Origin of the sequence: Rhizobium sp. BR 315 (genome assembly GCF_050577975.1) — a bacterium.
Taxonomy (GTDB): Bacteria; Pseudomonadota; Alphaproteobacteria; order Rhizobiales; family Rhizobiaceae; genus Rhizobium; species Rhizobium miluonense.
Window position 1 is genome coordinate 393,132 of the sequence record NZ_JARWKZ010000001.1, and the last position, 16,084, is coordinate 409,215.

12 protein-coding genes are annotated in these 16,084 nt (G+C 61.2%); 7 read left to right on the forward strand and 5 right to left on the reverse strand.

From position 1 onward, the window contains the following. Positions 1 to 47: 47 nt before the first annotated feature. Together paaI and paaG are read right to left on the reverse strand one after the other, a co-directional pair. Positions 48 to 497, reverse strand: coding sequence for a hydroxyphenylacetyl-CoA thioesterase PaaI (paaI, locus tag QD409_RS01870; RefSeq protein ID WP_430761742.1), 450 nt, complete (start codon positions 495 to 497; stop codon positions 48 to 50). After that, positions 494 to 1,282, reverse strand: a complete 789-nt coding sequence (gene paaG, locus QD409_RS01875; RefSeq protein WP_430761743.1) for a 2-(1,2-epoxy-1,2-dihydrophenyl)acetyl-CoA isomerase PaaG — start codon at positions 1,280 to 1,282, stop codon at positions 494 to 496. Before paaG ends, paaI begins: the two co-directional genes overlap by 4 nt. A 104-nt stretch (positions 1,283 to 1,386) precedes the next feature. On the opposite strand from paaG, the gene paaN reads away from it, so the two are divergent. The 5 genes from paaN to QD409_RS01900 all read left to right on the forward strand — a co-directional run bounded on the left by paaN (position 1,387) and on the right by QD409_RS01900 (position 9,625). Next, the gene (gene paaN, locus QD409_RS01880; protein ID WP_430761744.1) at positions 1,387 to 3,051 is read left to right on the forward strand and encodes a phenylacetic acid degradation protein PaaN; all 1,665 of its coding nucleotides are present in this window, start codon (positions 1,387 to 1,389) and stop codon (positions 3,049 to 3,051) included. A gap of 3 nt (positions 3,052 to 3,054) precedes the next feature. After that, entirely contained in the window at positions 3,055 to 5,109 is a 2,055-nt protein-coding gene (locus tag QD409_RS01885; RefSeq protein WP_430761745.1) for a 3-hydroxyacyl-CoA dehydrogenase NAD-binding domain-containing protein, read from the forward strand. 58 nt (positions 5,110 to 5,167) lie between these two features. Next, on the forward strand, positions 5,168 to 6,088 hold the full coding sequence (locus tag QD409_RS01890; RefSeq protein ID WP_430761746.1) for a helix-turn-helix domain-containing protein: 921 nt from the start codon (positions 5,168 to 5,170) through the stop codon (positions 6,086 to 6,088). Between the two features lie 114 nt (positions 6,089 to 6,202). Next, positions 6,203 to 7,612, forward strand: a complete 1,410-nt coding sequence (locus QD409_RS01895; RefSeq protein ID WP_430761747.1) for an aldehyde dehydrogenase family protein — start codon at positions 6,203 to 6,205, stop codon at positions 7,610 to 7,612. A gap of 30 nt (positions 7,613 to 7,642) precedes the next feature. Further along, positions 7,643 to 9,625: a tyramine oxidase gene (locus tag QD409_RS01900; RefSeq protein ID WP_430761748.1), complete on the forward strand. Its 1,983-nt coding sequence runs from the start codon at positions 7,643 to 7,645 to the stop codon at positions 9,623 to 9,625. Between the two features lie 359 nt (positions 9,626 to 9,984). On the opposite strand, the gene QD409_RS01905 is transcribed toward QD409_RS01900, so the two are convergent. Next, on the reverse strand, positions 9,985 to 10,452 hold the full coding sequence (locus QD409_RS01905) for an Lrp/AsnC family transcriptional regulator (RefSeq protein WP_430761749.1): 468 nt from the start codon (positions 10,450 to 10,452) through the stop codon (positions 9,985 to 9,987). A gap of 121 nt (positions 10,453 to 10,573) precedes the next feature. Between QD409_RS01905 and QD409_RS01910 the strand changes: the two genes are divergently transcribed. Together QD409_RS01910 and QD409_RS01915 are read left to right on the forward strand one after the other, a co-directional pair. Continuing rightward, positions 10,574 to 12,652 carry a transketolase C-terminal domain-containing protein gene (locus QD409_RS01910; protein ID WP_430761750.1) on the forward strand — a complete coding sequence of 693 codons (2,079 nt, stop codon included), beginning with the start codon at positions 10,574 to 10,576 and terminating at the stop codon, positions 12,650 to 12,652. Between the two features lie 2 nt (positions 12,653 to 12,654). Then, a complete protein-coding gene (locus tag QD409_RS01915) occupies positions 12,655 to 13,914 on the forward strand; it encodes a dihydrolipoamide acetyltransferase family protein (protein ID WP_430761751.1) in 1,260 nt (419 codons plus the stop codon). Positions 13,915 to 14,144: 230 nt separating this feature from the next. Here the strand turns inward: QD409_RS01915 and QD409_RS01920 are convergent, their stop codons facing one another. Both QD409_RS01920 and QD409_RS01925 read right to left on the reverse strand, forming a co-directional pair. Then, positions 14,145 to 14,855, reverse strand: coding sequence for a gamma-glutamyl-gamma-aminobutyrate hydrolase family protein (locus tag QD409_RS01920; RefSeq protein ID WP_430761752.1), 711 nt, complete (start codon positions 14,853 to 14,855; stop codon positions 14,145 to 14,147). Between the two features lie 790 nt (positions 14,856 to 15,645). Then, positions 15,646 to 15,885 (reverse strand): hypothetical protein, encoded by a 240-nt coding sequence (locus QD409_RS01925; RefSeq protein WP_430761753.1) that lies wholly within the window; start codon positions 15,883 to 15,885, stop codon positions 15,646 to 15,648. Positions 15,886 to 16,084: the final 199 nt, after the last annotated feature.

Genomic DNA, 16,084 nt, shown 5'->3' on the forward strand with positions numbered 1-16,084 from the left:
CAAATGAACGAGACTGGGGACCGCACCAAAATGCGGGCGCTTGACGTTCAGCTCTGCTCGGGCAGATGCGTGCCCTTGATGGTGCGCGAGTGGCCGCGGAATTCCGCGAGCGTCTCGCCCTTTTGGTTCATGACCGTTATGTCGTAGATGCCGCCTCGACCGCGCCGCGAGACTTCGCGCGCCATTGCTGTCAGGCGGTCGCCCTCGAAGGCGGATGCGATGAAGGTGATTGTGCAGTGCTGCGCCACCGCGCGCTGATTGTAGGTGTTGCAGGCAAAGGCGAAGGCGCTGTCGGCGAGCGTGAAAATATAGCCGCCGTGGCACATCCCGTGGCCGTTCGCCATGTCGGCGGTGATCATCATCGATATGGTGGCGGTTCCCGCCGCGACATTGTCGATCTGCATGCCGAGCCGCTGCGTCGCACGGTCGTCGCTCCACATGGCGTCGGCGCAGGCGCGAGCAAGCTGATCCGGGCTCATGGTCTCTGCCGTACTCATCGTCCGGTAAACTCCGGCTTACGCTTCTCCAGGAACGCGGTGACGCCCTCGGCGTAATCGGCGCTGCGGCCGGCCTCGCGCTGCAGGTCGCGCTCGAGGTCTAGCTGCTCGTCGAGCGAATTGGTGGCTGCGGCCTGGATTGCCCGCTTGGTCATGCCGAGCCCTCTGGTCGGGCCAGCAGCGAGCTTTTTGGCAAGGTCCGTGGCCTCCGCCAGCAGCGTCTCGTCGTCGACGGCACGCCAAATCAAGCCCCAGTCGGCCGCGGTTTCCGCCGAGAGCGGTTCAGCGGTCAGCGCCAAGGCCTTGGCGCGGGCCTCGCCGATCAGACGCGGCAGGCTCCAGGTGCCGCCGGAATCCGGCACCAGGCCGATCTTGGCGAAGGCTTGGATGAAGCGGGCGGAGCGTGCCGCAAGCACGATGTCGCAGGCAAAGGCGATGTTGGCGCCCGCGCCTGCGGCCACGCCGTTGACGGCACAGATGACCGGCTTGTCGAGGCTGCGGATCCGCCGGAGCAGGGGATTGTAGAATGTTTCGATGGTGTGGCCGAGATCGGGGACGCCGTTGCGCGGATCGCGGTCGCCGAGGTCCTGGCCGGCGGAAAAGCCGCGGCCGGCGCCGGTCAGAAGAACGGCACGGACGGCATCGTCGGCATGCGCCCGTTCGAAGCCGGCGCGCAGCGCCAGATGCATCTCTTCGTTGAAGGAGTTGAGCTTGTCCGGGCGGTTGAGCGTCAGCATCAGGACGCCGTCGGCAAGCACGGAAAGAACGGTATCGGTAGCTGGCATGGTTTCCTCCTGCCGCCGGCCAGTCCCGGCGGGTTCCGAAAAAATACTTGCATAAACCGACCGGTCAGTCAATTATACAAAACACGGACAGGGAGGAAGTCAGCATGGAGACTTTGTTCGACCGACATCGGGCGACGCTGGAGGCGGCTTTAGCCGCGGCGCGCGATCGCGGTTTTTGGTCGGCCTATCCCGAAGTTCCGAGTGGCAAGATCTATGGTGAAACGGCCAAGGACGAGGGGCTTCAGGCCTATGAGGCGCGGCTGAACCGGCCTTTCTCTCTTCCCCGTCATCCCGCGACCGGGTCGGTCGGGGCGGAAGTCTCCCCCTATGGCCCGACGCTCGGGATCTCCTATCCGGCGGCCGACACTGAAACGCTGGTTGCCGCCTCTCGGGAAGCCGCGCCGGCCTGGGCCGCTGCCACGCCGGAGGCGCGCACCGGCATCTGCATCGAAATCCTTTCCCGCCTCAACCGCATGAGCTTCGAAATGGCCAATGCGGTGATGCACACCACGGGCCAGGCCTTCGCCATGGCCTTCCAGGCGGGCGGCCCGCATGCGCAGGATCGTGGCCTCGAAGCGGTCGCCTACGCCTATGCCGAAATGACCCGCGCGCCGAAGAGCGCTGTCTGGTCGAAGCCGCAGGGTAAGGCCGAGCCGATCGTTCTCGAAAAGCACTGGCGCGTCGTGCCGCGCGGCGTGTCGTTGATAATCGGCTGCCAGACGTTTCCGACCTGGAACAGCTATCCCGGCTTCTTCGCGAGCCTTGCCACCGGCAATACCGTGATCGTCAAGCCACATCCCGGCGCGATCCTGCCGTTGGCGCTGACGGTTGCGGTTGCTCGCGCCGTATTGGAAGAGCAAGGCTACTCCGCCGACGTCGTGCTGCTCGCCGCAGACCGGGCCGAGGCGCCGATTACCGCCGCACTCGTCGTGCATCCGGCCGTGCGCATCGTCGATTATACCGGCTCGAACGCCTTCGGCGCATGGGTGCGCGCGAATGCCGGCGACGCACAGGTTTATACCGAAGAAGCTGGCGTCAACTCGATCGTGATCGCCGCGACAGACGATTTCAAAGGCATGTGCGCCAACATCGCCTTTTCGCTATCGCTCTACAGCGGTCAGATGTGCACTTCGCCGCAGAATATCTACGTGCCACGCGGTGGCATCGACACCAATGAGGGGCACAAGAGCTTCAACGAGGTTGCAGCCGGCATCGCCGCCGCCATCGACGAGCTACTCGCCGACCCGGTACGCGCGGCCGGCGTCTGCGGCGCGATCGCGAACCCCGCAACGCTTGCCCGCGTTGAGGCGGCCCGCGGCCTCGGGCGGATCATGCGCGATTCGGAAACCCTTGCCGGGCTGGACGGCGCGCGCAGCGCAACCCCGCTGATTGTCGCCGTCGACGGAGCTTCCAGCGAGGTGCAGAACGAAGAACGCTTCGGGCCAATTACCTTCGTTATTGCTGTCGAGAGCGGCAAGGAGGGAATTGCCAAAGCCTCCATGCTCGCCCGCCACAAGGGTGCGATCACGGCAGCGCTCTATGCGACCTACGAGACGCTGATCGAGGAAGCGGCCGATGTGTTTGCTTCCGCCGGCGTCAACCTCTCGGTCAATCTAGCCGGCAACATCTTCGTCAACCAGAGTGCCGCATTCAGTGACTTCCATGTCACCGGCGGCAATCCTGCCGGCAATGCCAGCCTCACGGACACTGCTTTCGTCGCAAACCGGTTTCGGTTTGCCATGTGGCGCCGGCCAAAGACGGGGAAGTGAGCCATGACGGTCACCATCGAATTGAAAGACGGGATTGCCGTCGTCATCGTCGACAATCCGCCCGTCAACGCATTATCGCAGGTACTGCGCCAAGGGCTTCTTGAAGCGGCGGAAACCCTCGACGCCGACCCTTCAGTTAAGGCGGTCGTCCTTAGCTGCGCCGGGCGCACCTTCATCGCCGGAGCCGATGTCGGCGAATTCGGCAAGCCTCCGCAGCCTCCGCATTTGCCTGACGTCGTGGCGCGGATCGAAAGCGCCGCAAAACCTTGGGTCGCGGCGATTCATGGCGCTGCGCTCGGCGGCGGTTTCGAAGTGGCGCTGGCGTGCCGCTTCCGCGTTGCTGCACCTGACGCAAGCATGGGGCTGCCGGAAGTTCGCCTCGGCCTCGTGCCGGGAGCAGGTGGCACCGTGCGTCTGCCACGTCTTGCCGGTGTTGAGACTGCGGTGGAGATGGTCACGACCGGCCAGCCGGTCAAAGCCGTTAAGGCACTCGCCGCCGGATTGATCGACGCGATCGTCGAGGGCGATCTGACAGAAGGCGCGATCGTCTTCGCGCGCGGCATTTCCAACGCGCCGCTGCCCGCCCCGCTCAGCGAGCGCAGCGTCGCTTCGCCGGAAGCGAGTTTCTGGGAGGTGGCGAAGACATCCGTCGCCGCCCGGGCCAAGGGAGAGGAAGCGCCATTTCGCGCGCTTGCCTGCCTACGCAAGGCTGCAGAGAGCGATTTCAAAACGGCGATGGCCTTCGAACGCGAGACCTTTCTCTCGCTGCGCGGTTCTACCCAGGCGGCGGCCCTGCGGCACGTCTTTTTCGCCGAACGCGCCGCTACCCGGCCGCCTGAGCTTGCCGGCATCGAGCCGCGCCTGATCCGCTCGGCCGCCGTCATCGGCGGCGGCACCATGGGTGCGGGGATTGCTGCCGCCCTTCGCGACGCCGGCCTGCCCGTTATCCTCATCGAACGTGATCAGGAGGCAGTGGAGCGCGGCCTTGCCAATGTCGCGGCGATCTTCGAGGGTTCGGCCAAACGCGGCCGTATCAGCGCCGAGATTGCCGCCGAACGCATCGCGGGCGTGACCGGTTCGGCCGGCTATGCTGCCGCAGCCGATGTCGACCTGGCGATCGAGGCGGTTTTCGAGGACCTTGAGGTCAAGCGCGCGGTCTTCGTGAGGCTCAGCGCGGTCTGCCGGCCCGACGCGGTGCTCGCCACGAACACCTCCTATCTCGATCCGAATGCGATCGCGTCGGGCATTGTCTACCCGGAGCGCTTCCTCGGCCTGCACTTCTTCAGTCCGGCCAATATCATGAAGCTGATGGAGATCGTACCGGCATCTGAAACCGCGACGGACGTGACGGCGACCGGCTTCGCGCTGGCACGGCTCCTCAACAAGATCCCAGTCCGTGCCGGCATCTGCGATGGCTTTATCGGCAACCGCATCCTCAAGGTCACGCGCGCCCAGGCCGAACGGCTGTTGCTTTCGGGCGCGACACCGGCTGCGGTCGACGCCGCAATGCGCGCCTTCGGTTTGCCGATGGGGCCTTTCGAGGCTCAGGATCTGGGCGGACTGGACATCGCGGCCTTCCAGCGCCGCGCCGCAAGGGCGCGCGGCGAAACGCCTTTCGCCCCGATCGCCGACCGGCTTTGCGCTGTGGAGCGCTACGGCCAGAAGACCGGCGGTGGCTGGTACGACTACCAACCCGGCGAGCGCAAGCCGCAAACCTCCGAGACAGTGGCGGCGATCATCGCCGAAGAGGCCGTGCACACGCCGCAGCGCGACTGGACGCCGGCTGAGATTGCCGACTGCATCGTTCTGCCGATGGTCAACGAGGCGGCGCGCATCCTGACCGAGGGCGTGGCACTGCGTGCAGCCGATATCGATCTCGTAAAAATCCATGGCTATGGCTTCCCGCGCTGGCGCGGCGGGCCGATGGCCTATGCCGAGGCGCGGGGACTTGCGGAGGTCTCGGATGCGCTGACCCGTCTTGCTGAGACAGGACTGGCCGAGCCCCCATGTGCGTTGCTGAAGCAGGCGGCTGGTGACGGTAAATGGCCGCGGCCATAGGCAAGTGTCAATAAAGTGATACGATCCGCGTAAAGCTGCAAAGGCCAGGGAGGGGATGATGCAGTCGTTGATAACACCGGTCCATAGACCGTTGCCCGTGGAAATCCTGCAGGCGGACCTGCGCAAGGTCTGCGGGGCCTTCGACCTGGAGCCGATGGGCCGCGACGGAACGGTTGCCGGCGACGTCGCGACGCGCCGCATCGGCTTCTTCGAAACGGCGGTGGTTGGGCTTGATGCCCGCCACGTCAGTCGCAGCGTCCGTTCAATCCGTCAGGATCCGGGCGAACACCTCTTTCTTTTGATCCAGGACGAGGGCCATTGCCGCATCGAGCAGGGCGAGAAAATGGCGGCGCTTGCCGCTGGCGACATGTTCCTCGTCGATTCCACCCTGCCGTCCGCCTTCGTCTATGACGGCGTGCGCTCCAGTCAGGTGTCGCTGCACATGCCGCGCGAAGAAATGCTGCATCGTTTTGGCGCGGAATGCACCGGCGGCGTAGCGATCAGCCGCGACGACCCGCTGTGGATCGCCATGCGGGCGGTGCTGACCAAGATGCTGGCAGAGCCCGGCGCGACCACGCAGCTCGGTGAAGCCTTCTTCTGTCTGATGGGTGCCTATCTGCAAGGAATGAGGACGCAGGAGAAGGCGCGACCGGCGGAGACGCTACTGTCGCGGGCGCTTGTCATGATCGATCGCAACTGCGCCGATTCCGGTTTCGGCCCGAGCGAGCTTGCCCGCCGCCTCAACGTCTCCGAGCGCATGCTGCAACGGCATTTCCAGGCACTTGGCGAGACACCGGGCCACCGGCTGCTCAGCCGCCGCCTGGAACTAGCGCATGCCCACCTCGGCTCTCATGCGCAGGGCGGGCAAGGCATCGCGGGCATCGCCTTCGACGCAGGCTTCAATGATCTTTCCTATTTCTACCGCGAGTTCCGCAAGAAATACGGCATCACGCCCGGCGCCGTAGCCCACTGCCATTGACGGATTTGTCCAACGCGACGGACGCTTCCGTCCAAGCCGAAACCCGGCACTTCGCCTAGGCTCTTTCGTCATCGGTTCCGCATGTGGCCGGGACCCGCAACGGAGGAGGCGAGGATGACGCTCCATAGCGCGACGATCAATGGTCGGCCGGTCAACGGCGAGAAAAGTTTCAGTGTGCTGAATCCGGCGACGGGCGAGGAAGTGGGCCGCGCGCCGAACATGGGTGCGGCCGAACTCAATGCTGCGGTTGCTGCCGCCAAGGCCGCGTTCCCCGCCTGGTCGGCTAAGAGCGACGAGGAGTTGCAGGCGGCCTGCGCGATGGTCACCTCCCGCATCGAGGCGCATGCCGGCGAGCTTGCAGAGCTTCTGACCCGCGAACAGGGCAAGCCGCTGAACGGCCTCGGCTCTCGCTGGGAGCTTGGCGGCACGGTTGCCTGGGCCGGCTATACGACCGGGCTTTCACTGCCCGTCAAGGTGCTCCAGGACAACGAGCAGGGCCGCATCGAACTTCACCGCAAGCCGCTCGGCGTCGTCGGCTCGATCACGCCGTGGAACTTCCCGGTCATGATCGCGATCTGGCACGTCATGCCGGCGCTGCGCAGCGGCAATACCGTCGTCATCAAACCGTCACCGCTGACACCGCTTGCTACGCTGCGGCTGGTCGAGATCATGAACGAAGTCTTGCCGCCGGGCGTGCTCAATGTCGTTACCGGCGACGACAGCGGCGAGTTCAACCTTGGCGGCGCCATGTCCGCCCATCCGGATATCCGCAAGATCGTCTTCACCGGTTCCTGCGCAACCGGCCAGAAGGTCATGCGCTCGGCTGCCGAGACGATGAAGCGCCTGACCCTGGAACTCGGCGGCAACGATGCCGGCATCGTGCTGCCCGATGCCGATCCGGCTGCGATCGCCGAGGGCTTGTTCTGGGGTGCCTTCATCAACAACGGCCAGACCTGCGCTGCCATGAAGCGCCTCTACGTACATGAATCGATCCACGATGCCGTCTGCGAGGCACTCGTCGCCTATGCGAAGAATATCCCGGTCGGCAACGGCCTGGAGGAGGGCAGCATTCTCGGGCCGATCCAGAACCGCGTGCAGTTCGACAAGGTCAGCCGCCTGGTGGCCGACGCCAAGACCCGCGGCAAGGTGCTGCTTGGCGGCGCTGCGGGCGAGGGCCTGTTCTTCCCGCCGACTATTATCGCGGGCCTTTCGAACGGCGACGCGCTGGTTGACGAGGAACAGTTCGGCCCAGCGCTGCCGGTGATCAAGTACTCGAACGTCGAGGAGGCGATCCGCATGGCCAACGACAGTCCGAATGGCCTCGGCGGCTCAGTCTGGTCCTCCGACATCGCCGCTGCCAGGAAGGTCGCGGCCCGTATGGAATGCGGCTCGGTCTGGATCAACAAGCACGGCGCCATTCAGCCGAACGCGCCGTTCGGTGGCGTCAAGGGCTCCGGCTTCGGCGTCGAATTCGCCGAAGAAGGCCTGCAGGAATACACGGACATCCAGGTGGTGTTTGCTTGATGCATCGATGAGAACACAAGGGAGGAGACAATGAGAATAAGACGATATCTCGCCTCGGCCGGCCTCGTGCTGGCGCTTGGCGCGCCCGCCGTGTTCGCCCATCCGTTGGATGGGCTGACGGCAGAGGAATACCAGAAGATCAACAGGATCCTGCGCGACGAGAAGGTGGTGGACGACAACACGCTCTATCCGCTGATCGAGCTCAAGGAGCCGGCCAAGGCCGACGTGCTTTCCTGGAAAGACGGCGATAAGCCGCTCGACCGCGAGGCGAAGGTGCAGCTGACGAGCCCCCAGGGTTTCAAGGAAGCGGTCGTCAACATTACGACCGGCAAGGTCGAGAGGACGACGCCGATCAGGGGCCAGCCGATGGTCCTCTTCACCGAATTCATGGACGCGCTGGCCGGCGCGCTCCAGAACCCGGAGATGGTGGCCGGCCTGAAGAAGCGTGGCTTGACGCCGGAGCAGGCCTTCTGCCTGCCGCTGACGGCAGGTAACTTCTTCACCGAGGAATACAAGAATTCCCGTCTGATGAAGGTGCCGTGCTATCGCGTTCCGGAAGGCTCCAACTACTACGCCAAGCCGATCGAAGGCCTCTTCGCCGTCTACGATATCGGCAAGAAGAAGGTGCTGAAGGTCATCGATACCGGCGCCATCGATGGCCCGAAGGACAATTGGGGTTATACCGAGAAGGAAGTCGGGGCACGCGAGCCGTTGCGCCCGCAGATGAACATGGCCAAGCTTTCCCAGGAGGGCGGCCCGAATTACAAGATCAACGGCACCCATCTGGACTGGGATATCTGGCGCTTCAATTTCCGCGTCGACAAGCGCCCGGGTCTGGTGCTTTCCAATCTCGACGTCAAGGACGGCGATACGTGGCGTTCGGTCATCTACCAGTCGCACCTGTCGGAAGTCTTCGTGCCTTACATGGACCCGACCGAGGGCTGGTACTGGCGCACCTATATGGATAGCGGAGAGTATGGTTTCGGCCTGTTCCTGAGCCCGCTGCGCGCTGGCGTTGACTGCCCGAGCTACGCCACCTTTCTGCCGGCGACCATCGCAGACGACAAGGGCAACCCGCTGACGATCCCGAATGCGATCTGCATCTTCGAGCGCTCGATCGGCGACCCGGCCTGGCGTCACTTCGAAGTCTTCGCCCAGACGCCCGACAAGCCGCTTCCGGCCGAAGGCCGCCCGGCGACGGAGCTGGTCGTGCGCACAGCATCGGAAGTCGGCAACTACGATTATCTGATGGACTATCGGCTGCAGCAGGACGGCCAGATCCGCATCATGATCGGCGCGACCGGCCTCGATGCCGTGAAGGGTGTGGCCTCGACCTCGATGGACGACGCGACGGCGGCGGCAGACACCGCGCACGGTACGCTGATCGCCCCGAACCTGGTGGCCGCCAACCACGATCACTACTTCAACTTCCGCATCGACTTCGACGTCGACCAGCCGGTCAACCACTTCGGCACCATGGATATCGTGCCCTCCAAGGTCGATCCGAAGAACCCGCGCCGGTCGATGTGGGAGGTGCAGCACACGATGCCGAAGACCGAGATGGAAGCTCGCTACCAGCTTTCGGCGATGAAGCCGCGCTACTTCATGATCTCCGATCCGTCCCGCAAGGGCTATCTCGGTCAGGAGCCGGGCTGGATGATCCATCATGGCGATGTGGCCTACGGTCCCTTCGATTTTGCCAAGGACCCGCCGATGAAGCGCAACGCCTATATCGAATATTCGGTCTGGAACACGGTGTATGACCCGGACCAGCAGTATGCCGGTGGCAAATTCGCCATGCAGAGCGACGGTTCAGACACGTTGCCGGAATGGGTCAAGGCGAACAAGCCGCTGATGGGCAAGGACATCGTGACCTGGTTCACCGCCGGTTTCCACCATATCCCCCGCATGGAGGACTGGCCGGTGATGTCGACCGAATGGAAGACCATCCACATCGAGCCGCATAACTTCTTCGCCCATAACCCGGCGTTGACCATCCGCGACGCCCAATGATGGCAGGCAGATAAGCTGCTCAAGAAGGCCCGCCCGCGTCAAGCTGGCGGGTCCTTTCTTCAAAGCACGTACTCCCGCACGATCTGGACAAACGATACAAGACTGCCCGTTGGCGAAGGACCGGCTCGAGCATCGAGATGATTGCCGAGAACTTCTGTCGATCTTTCGGCAAACATTTCCATCTCCGGAGATCGAGGGACGAAAAATTGGGCTCCTCTGATCGAGCATTTCGAAGTTAGTTCGATCGCCTATCGCAATATCATCAGCAGAAAACACCGACCGGCATCTCGCCGTCGATTCCTGTTTTATCTGAGCGGCACAGCTTGTCCGCGTCTATTTTTGGAGGGGCTGCGGCCCGGTCAAATGGGCAGAGCCGTGGTATATTTTACCGTTTTCAGGGCGAAATGAGAGGACGAGGTTAGCACCGCTTCATGCGTCAAAATCCCTCTCATAAGCAGTGCTTCATACTCACGAACATCACCGACCACAGCACGAATGACGTAATCCCATTCGCCAGACATCGAGTAGCATTCGAGCACCTCTCGATGGCTATTGATGAACAACTCGAAGTCATGCCTGGCACCTGGATCGTGGGACTTCATCCTGACCTGACAAAAGACATTGAGCCCTTTGCCGATCGCGTCCGCATCGACAAGCCGGACGGTTTTACACAGCACTCCTGCCTCTTCCAGCTTCGTTATTCTCCGCCAACAAGAGGCCGACGAGGCTCCGACCTTCTCCGCCAACAGCGCCTGGCTTATGTCGCCATGCTCCTGCAAAACGCGAAGTATCGCTTTGTCCACATTATCAAGTGTGACTTGTTCCATTCAGAAAACCCATATCATATGAAATGAATGTTTCATACCATAGGCGATTTCCGTCGAAATTGAAAGGAAATCAACTCGGCGTTCGAATAGGCTGAGTGGGATGTATTCCCGGGAGGTTTTCATGGATCAGGTAGCCGTCAAAAGTCACGAGCGGAACTCGCCGGACGACCGGGTCGACTGGCGGAAAGCCGCCTACTTTCTTCACCTTTCTCGGGCCTTGGACGAGATGGAAGAAAAGCGCCTCGTACCGGAAAAGAAGGTGCTCTATCAGTTTTCGGCCCGTGGGCACGACATGGCGCAAATCCTTCTGGGTATGCAGTTGACGGGTCTCCACGACGCGACCTGTGGTTATTATCGGTCCCGTCCGCTTCTTCTCTCACTTGGTGTGAACCCTGCCGACGCCCTTGGCTCCGCAATGGGTCGTGCTGGCGGGTACTCCGACGGACGCGACATTGGCGTGGTCTTCAATTATCCGAATCTTTCAGGTGCATCCGCGCTGCCAATGTGCGGTGGCGTCGGCGCTCAGTACACGCCCACGGCCGGCTGGGCCCAGGCTATGAAATATTATTCGACGACGCTGGGTCGGAAAGAGTACGACCGCGACATCGGCGTGGCGTTAGGCGGTGACGGATCGGTCGCGTCCAACGGCTTCTGGGCGGCCATCACGGCAGCAACGACACAATCCCTCCCAATGCTATTCTATGTTGAGGACAACGGTTTTGGCATCTCCGTTCCTTCCACGATGCAGACGCCGGGCGGGAATATCGCTGCGAACCTGGCAAGCTGGAAAGACCTCAAAATCTTCGACGGCGACGGTTGTGACCCTGCAGAGGCAGCACGCCTCTCTCAGGAAGCCGTCACCTACGTTCGCGACAAACGTAAGCCAGCATTGCTGCGCCTTACCGTTCCGCGCCTGCAGGGCCATAGCTTCCAGGACACTCAAACTTACAAAAGCGAAGATATCGTTCGTCAGGAATGGGAACGTGATCCGCTCCCCCGTCTGAAGGAGTATCTCGTTCCAGCGGTAATGACGGCTGACGAATGGGAAGACACGCAGGGTAAAGCTCGTGAGGCCGCCGAAACCGCCCGCGAGGCCGCCGAAGGCCGCCCGGTTGCAGACCCTCCCACGGTGACGAACCATGTTTTCTTCAACGGCGAAATGCAGGTGATGGGTGGACAGTATCGAGCGGGTTACGTTCCTCCGGCAGGTTCCGAGATCCCAGAGACTTCCGGACCCCGGATCAACATGGTGACAGCGATCCGCAAGACGCTCGACTTGGAAATGTCGATCAACGACCGGGTTGTCATTTTTGGCGAGGACATTGGCCCTAAGGGCGGAGTTCACGCGGTGACCCTCGGCCTCCAGGAGAAATTCGGTAGCGAGCGCGTTTTCGACACCTCCCTGTCGGAAGAAGGCATCATCGGCCGCGCGGTTGGAATGGCACTCGCCGGTTTGGTACCGGTTCCTGAAATCCAGTTCCGGAAATATGCCGAACCCGCAACCGAGCAAATCAACGATTGCGGCACGATCCGCTGGCGTACGAACAATCGGTTCGCAGCGCCGATCGTCGTTCGCATGCCAGGCGGCTTCTTCAAGTGCGGCGACCCGTGGCACAGCCAGACGAACGAGGTTGCGTTCGTCCACCAGCCTGGGTGGAAGGTGGCAGTTCCGTCGAACGCGGAAGACGCGGTCGGCCTGCTCCGCACGTCGCTTCGAGGAAATGATCCGGTCATCTTCTTCGAGCACCGCGCAATGCTCGATCACGCCTGGGCTCGTCGCCCATATCCCGGTGACAATTTCACGCTTCCTTTCGGGAAGGCGAAGTTCACTCGCACGGGCTCGGACATAACCATCGTGACGTGGGGCGCAATGGTTCAACGCTGCGAGGATGCAGCCGAGGGCATCTCTGCTGACGTTATCGACTTGCGAACATTGATGCCATGGGATCAGGACGCAGTTCTATCTTCGGTCAGAAAGACCCGTCGTTGCTTGATCGTCCATGAAGACCTTGGCTCCGCGGGTTTCGGTGCCGAAATTTCTGCTGTGGTAGCCGACAAGGCCTTTATGGACCTCGACGCACCAGTCTCTCGTCTGACCATGCCGGATATCCCTAGTCCACACAATCCTGTTCTCCTGGACTGGGCTGTGCCGTCTGTTGAACGCATCGCGAAGCGAATTGCCGAGCTTTTGGAGTTTTGAGAATGAGCGATGCAATCGATATCCTGGCTCCGATTGAGCAGGAGGGGACCAAAGCCGTCGTCAGAAACTGGCTGAAGCGGATCGGCGACCGAGTTGAGGAAGGCGACGCTCTGGTTGAGCTTGAAACGGACAAGGTCACCCAGGAGGTTCCTGCTCCCTGCGATGGCATTTTGACCGAAATCAGCATGAATAACGGCGATGATGCGACGCCTGGCTCGGTTCTCGGCCGCATGACAGCCGGCAATATCGATCCGTTGGATCAAACGGCGGCGCCGGCCTCGCCGGTCGAAAGTAAAATCAGCTCGCATGAGGTAAACGAGCATTACTCACCGGCTGTGCGCCGCGCAGTCGCGGAGTATGGCATTGACCCGTCGACCGTCAGGGGGACCGGCAAAGACGGCCGCGTGACAAGAGCCGACATGGATCAGGCTCACGATCGCAATAGGGCTGAACCAGTCGTCGAACCTTCTCCCGTAATAGCACCGACACCCGTCAGGCCAAATGAGCGCGCCGCCGTTCCGTCGGTCCAGCCGGCGATACCCATGACGAGCGATGCATCTCGGAAAATTCCGCATTCTGCAATGCGGCTCGCGATTGCAAAGCACATGTTACACTCGCTAGCTACCGCGCCACAGGTCACGGCAGTCTTCGAAGCTGATTTCACCGCCATTAGGCGTCATCGCGAAGCTCATAAGGGTGCGATGAAGGCGGAGGGGATAAACCTCTCCTATACCGCCTATATCGTGGCGGCCTGCGTTGCTGCCATGAAGGTCGTTCCGGAAGTGAACAGCCAGTGGCACGACGACAGCTTGGAAATTTTCGATGACGTCAACATCGGGGTTGGAGCGGCACTCGGAGACAAAGGCCTCGTGGTCCCGGTGATCCGTCAAGCGCAGCGTCTCTCATTGCAGGAAATAGCCGTTCGGCTCCAAGATTTGACGAGCCGCGCCCGCCGCAACATGCTGAAACCTGATGATTTGAAAGGTGGAACGTTCACGATCTCCAACCACGGTGTATCTGGCTCTCTGCTGGCGGCGCCGATCATCATCAATCAGCCGCAGTCTGCCATCCTGGGTGTCGGCAAGCTTGAGAAGCGCGTCGTTGTGCGGGAGGTCGACGGAGCCGACACCATCCAAATTCGGCCGATGGCCTACGTGTCGCTCACCATTGATCACCGCTCTCTCGACGGTCATCAAACGAACGCGTGGCTTACCGAATTCGTTCGGACCCTGGAGTCCTGGCCCAATGAACTCGAAGTTTGATTTTCAAGCTCCCACAATCGACGGACCCGGCAGATATCCCAGATAATCGATCGGTCGGTGACTGTGACGGCCGTATTCCCATAGGCGGCAGTCGGTGCACCATCTTTGGAATTTTTCGCGTTTACGGAGGGTCGCATCTGCCGGCGCGAAAATCACAATGCTGGAAACAGCGGGCAGCGAAAGATAGGCAGAAATGGGTTCGGCAATTTTATCGCAATAGGCTGCGAACCTCACCGACCGACCGGCTTGATGCCAGATGCCGCTTCCACGAAGCTCCGAAAAACAGCATTTCCCGGGTGATCCGTCTCCGCAAATTGCTCCTGATGCCATTGAAGGCCGATCGCAAAGGAGGCGGAGACGACTTCGATCGCCTCGATGATGCCGTCTTCCGCTCGGGCGCTTGCAATCACGGCGGCTGACAGCTGCGCAATCGCTTCACGATGGAAGGTATTCACCTCGATACGGGGTTTGCCGATGATCTCCGCCAAACGGGATTCCGGGAGAATGTCGACAGGATGACGATGGTCTCGCTTGTCATGTTCACCCGCGGTCGGAAAGGTTGCGCGTAGATCCGGCGTGAGGCGACAACCATTCAGGCAAGCAAGCATCTGCATGCCGGCACATATGCCGAGAATGGGCTTATCCCGCTTAAGGAAACCCTCAACGATTGCCCTTTCGACGTCGAGACGTTCCGAAGGCGGGGCTTTCGACACTTCGCCAGTGATGTACCAGTCGTCGGGATAGGCAAACCGGCCGCCCACAGACACAAGACCATCGAACTCATTCAAAACAATGTCGACGATCTCGGGCACATATGGGATGCCAAAGGGAAGACCTCCCGCGTCTCGCATGGCGCGAAAATAGCCTTTGCCCGCCTCGTAGCGGGTTCCGCCCGTACTGGTATTTTCGTCGAGAATGACGGCTATGCGGGGCTGACGCATAAGGTAAGGCCTTCTGACTTTGGCGGTTGCAGCACGATGTTTTCAACAGGCTGGCACCATGAAACCATAGTCGGCGCTTGATGGCCAGACTGATGGAGCACAGGGCAGGGCCATCTGGATTGCGATGGGACCGGTCGGTGAGGTGGGACAGGCACTCGCTGGCTTCGGATCACGCACAGCAGGTGCTTGATCCGATCGAAGGGCCGCAGCAGTCGGATGCCTTGCGCGCCTTGGCGAACCATCGATCTCGCCGTTTGCAGCTCGTAGACAGGCAAATCTCATAAAGCGCATTCGCATGGCTCTGCCATGAGGGTCGTTTGCAGAAATATTTGCTACGCAATCAGCTGAAATTGAAAACTCCGCTAGTCGCCGCTGGGTCCGTTACTAGATATTGTCGATATGAGTACTAGACAATTGGAACTTGGCAGACGTAAGGTAGGTGAGTGGAGTGGACGCGAAGACAGAGGAGGCGATCATGATATTGATCCAGACCCATTGCCTCAATGCTGATGGCTTTCACGAAAGTAAGGGGTTGACGGATGCCATTTGATCCAAAGCTCTCCCGATCGCGCTGGCCGCTGCCGTTTCGTCAGCAGTCGTGGGAGACATGGCTAGGTCTTGTCTCCGTAATCGCGTTGACCTGGATCATATCCTCAAATCTGCCGAGCACTTGGACGGCCGAACGGAATGTATCGCTGGCGTCTTCGAGCCACGGCACACGTTGACGGGCTGGCGTTGCGGGAAGCGACGGTTACCCTAGCCTAGCCATCAGGTCTTTGCGAGAAGATCCCTAAAGCGAAACGGCCGATGCCTTTGAATCCGGGGAAGGCAGATGCAGCTTCGCCGAGGCCGTTTCAGGCTGGACAAGCCATGCTCCAAGGGCTGCAAGGGCGGCGCAGGCAAAGATCGTCAGAACTGCCTTTCGAACATACTGCCGCCGCTCAAGTTTCGAGTTTTCATCATATTCCATCATCATCTCCTTCGTCAGAACCACGCCTGACGACTGAAAGGCCGCATGATTGGGAGTCATGGCCTTTCCACAAGGATCGCTCAGTTATTTCCTGGCACCATATCCAGTTCACATGAACGCAATCCGAACGAATTGACCTAGGCGGTGATGGATAATCATCGTAAGGGGGGCGGACGCAGCTACCGATTTTCAAATCAGATCGCTCTTTTCGTTCTTGTGCCATTGCGAAGGAAACGAGGCGATGAGGCGGGTGCCACAT

Bases quoted from the DNA above. Each gene is read 5' to 3' on its own strand.
- QD409_RS01910 (WP_430761750.1), top strand. From the start codon at position 10,574: ATGGATCAGGTAGCCGTCAAAAGTCACGAGCGGAACTCGCCGGACGAC.
- QD409_RS01915 (WP_430761751.1), top strand. From the start codon at position 12,655: ATGAGCGATGCAATCGATATCCTGGCTCCGATTGAGCAGGAGGGGACC.
- QD409_RS01920 (WP_430761752.1), bottom strand. From the start codon at position 14,855: ATGCGTCAGCCCCGCATAGCCGTCATTCTCGACGAAAATACCAGTACG.
- paaI (WP_430761742.1), bottom strand. From the start codon at position 497: ATGAGTACGGCAGAGACCATGAGCCCGGATCAGCTTGCTCGCGCCTGC.
- paaG (WP_430761743.1), bottom strand. From the start codon at position 1,282: ATGCCAGCTACCGATACCGTTCTTTCCGTGCTTGCCGACGGCGTCCTG.
- QD409_RS01925 (WP_430761753.1), bottom strand. From the start codon at position 15,885: ATGACTCCCAATCATGCGGCCTTTCAGTCGTCAGGCGTGGTTCTGACG.
- QD409_RS01900 (WP_430761748.1), top strand. From the start codon at position 7,643: ATGAGAATAAGACGATATCTCGCCTCGGCCGGCCTCGTGCTGGCGCTT.
- QD409_RS01905 (WP_430761749.1), bottom strand. From the start codon at position 10,452: ATGGAACAAGTCACACTTGATAATGTGGACAAAGCGATACTTCGCGTT.
- QD409_RS01890 (WP_430761746.1), top strand. From the start codon at position 5,168: ATGCAGTCGTTGATAACACCGGTCCATAGACCGTTGCCCGTGGAAATC.
- paaN (WP_430761744.1), top strand. From the start codon at position 1,387: ATGGAGACTTTGTTCGACCGACATCGGGCGACGCTGGAGGCGGCTTTA.
- QD409_RS01895 (WP_430761747.1), top strand. From the start codon at position 6,203: ATGACGCTCCATAGCGCGACGATCAATGGTCGGCCGGTCAACGGCGAG.
- QD409_RS01885 (WP_430761745.1), top strand. From the start codon at position 3,055: ATGACGGTCACCATCGAATTGAAAGACGGGATTGCCGTCGTCATCGTC.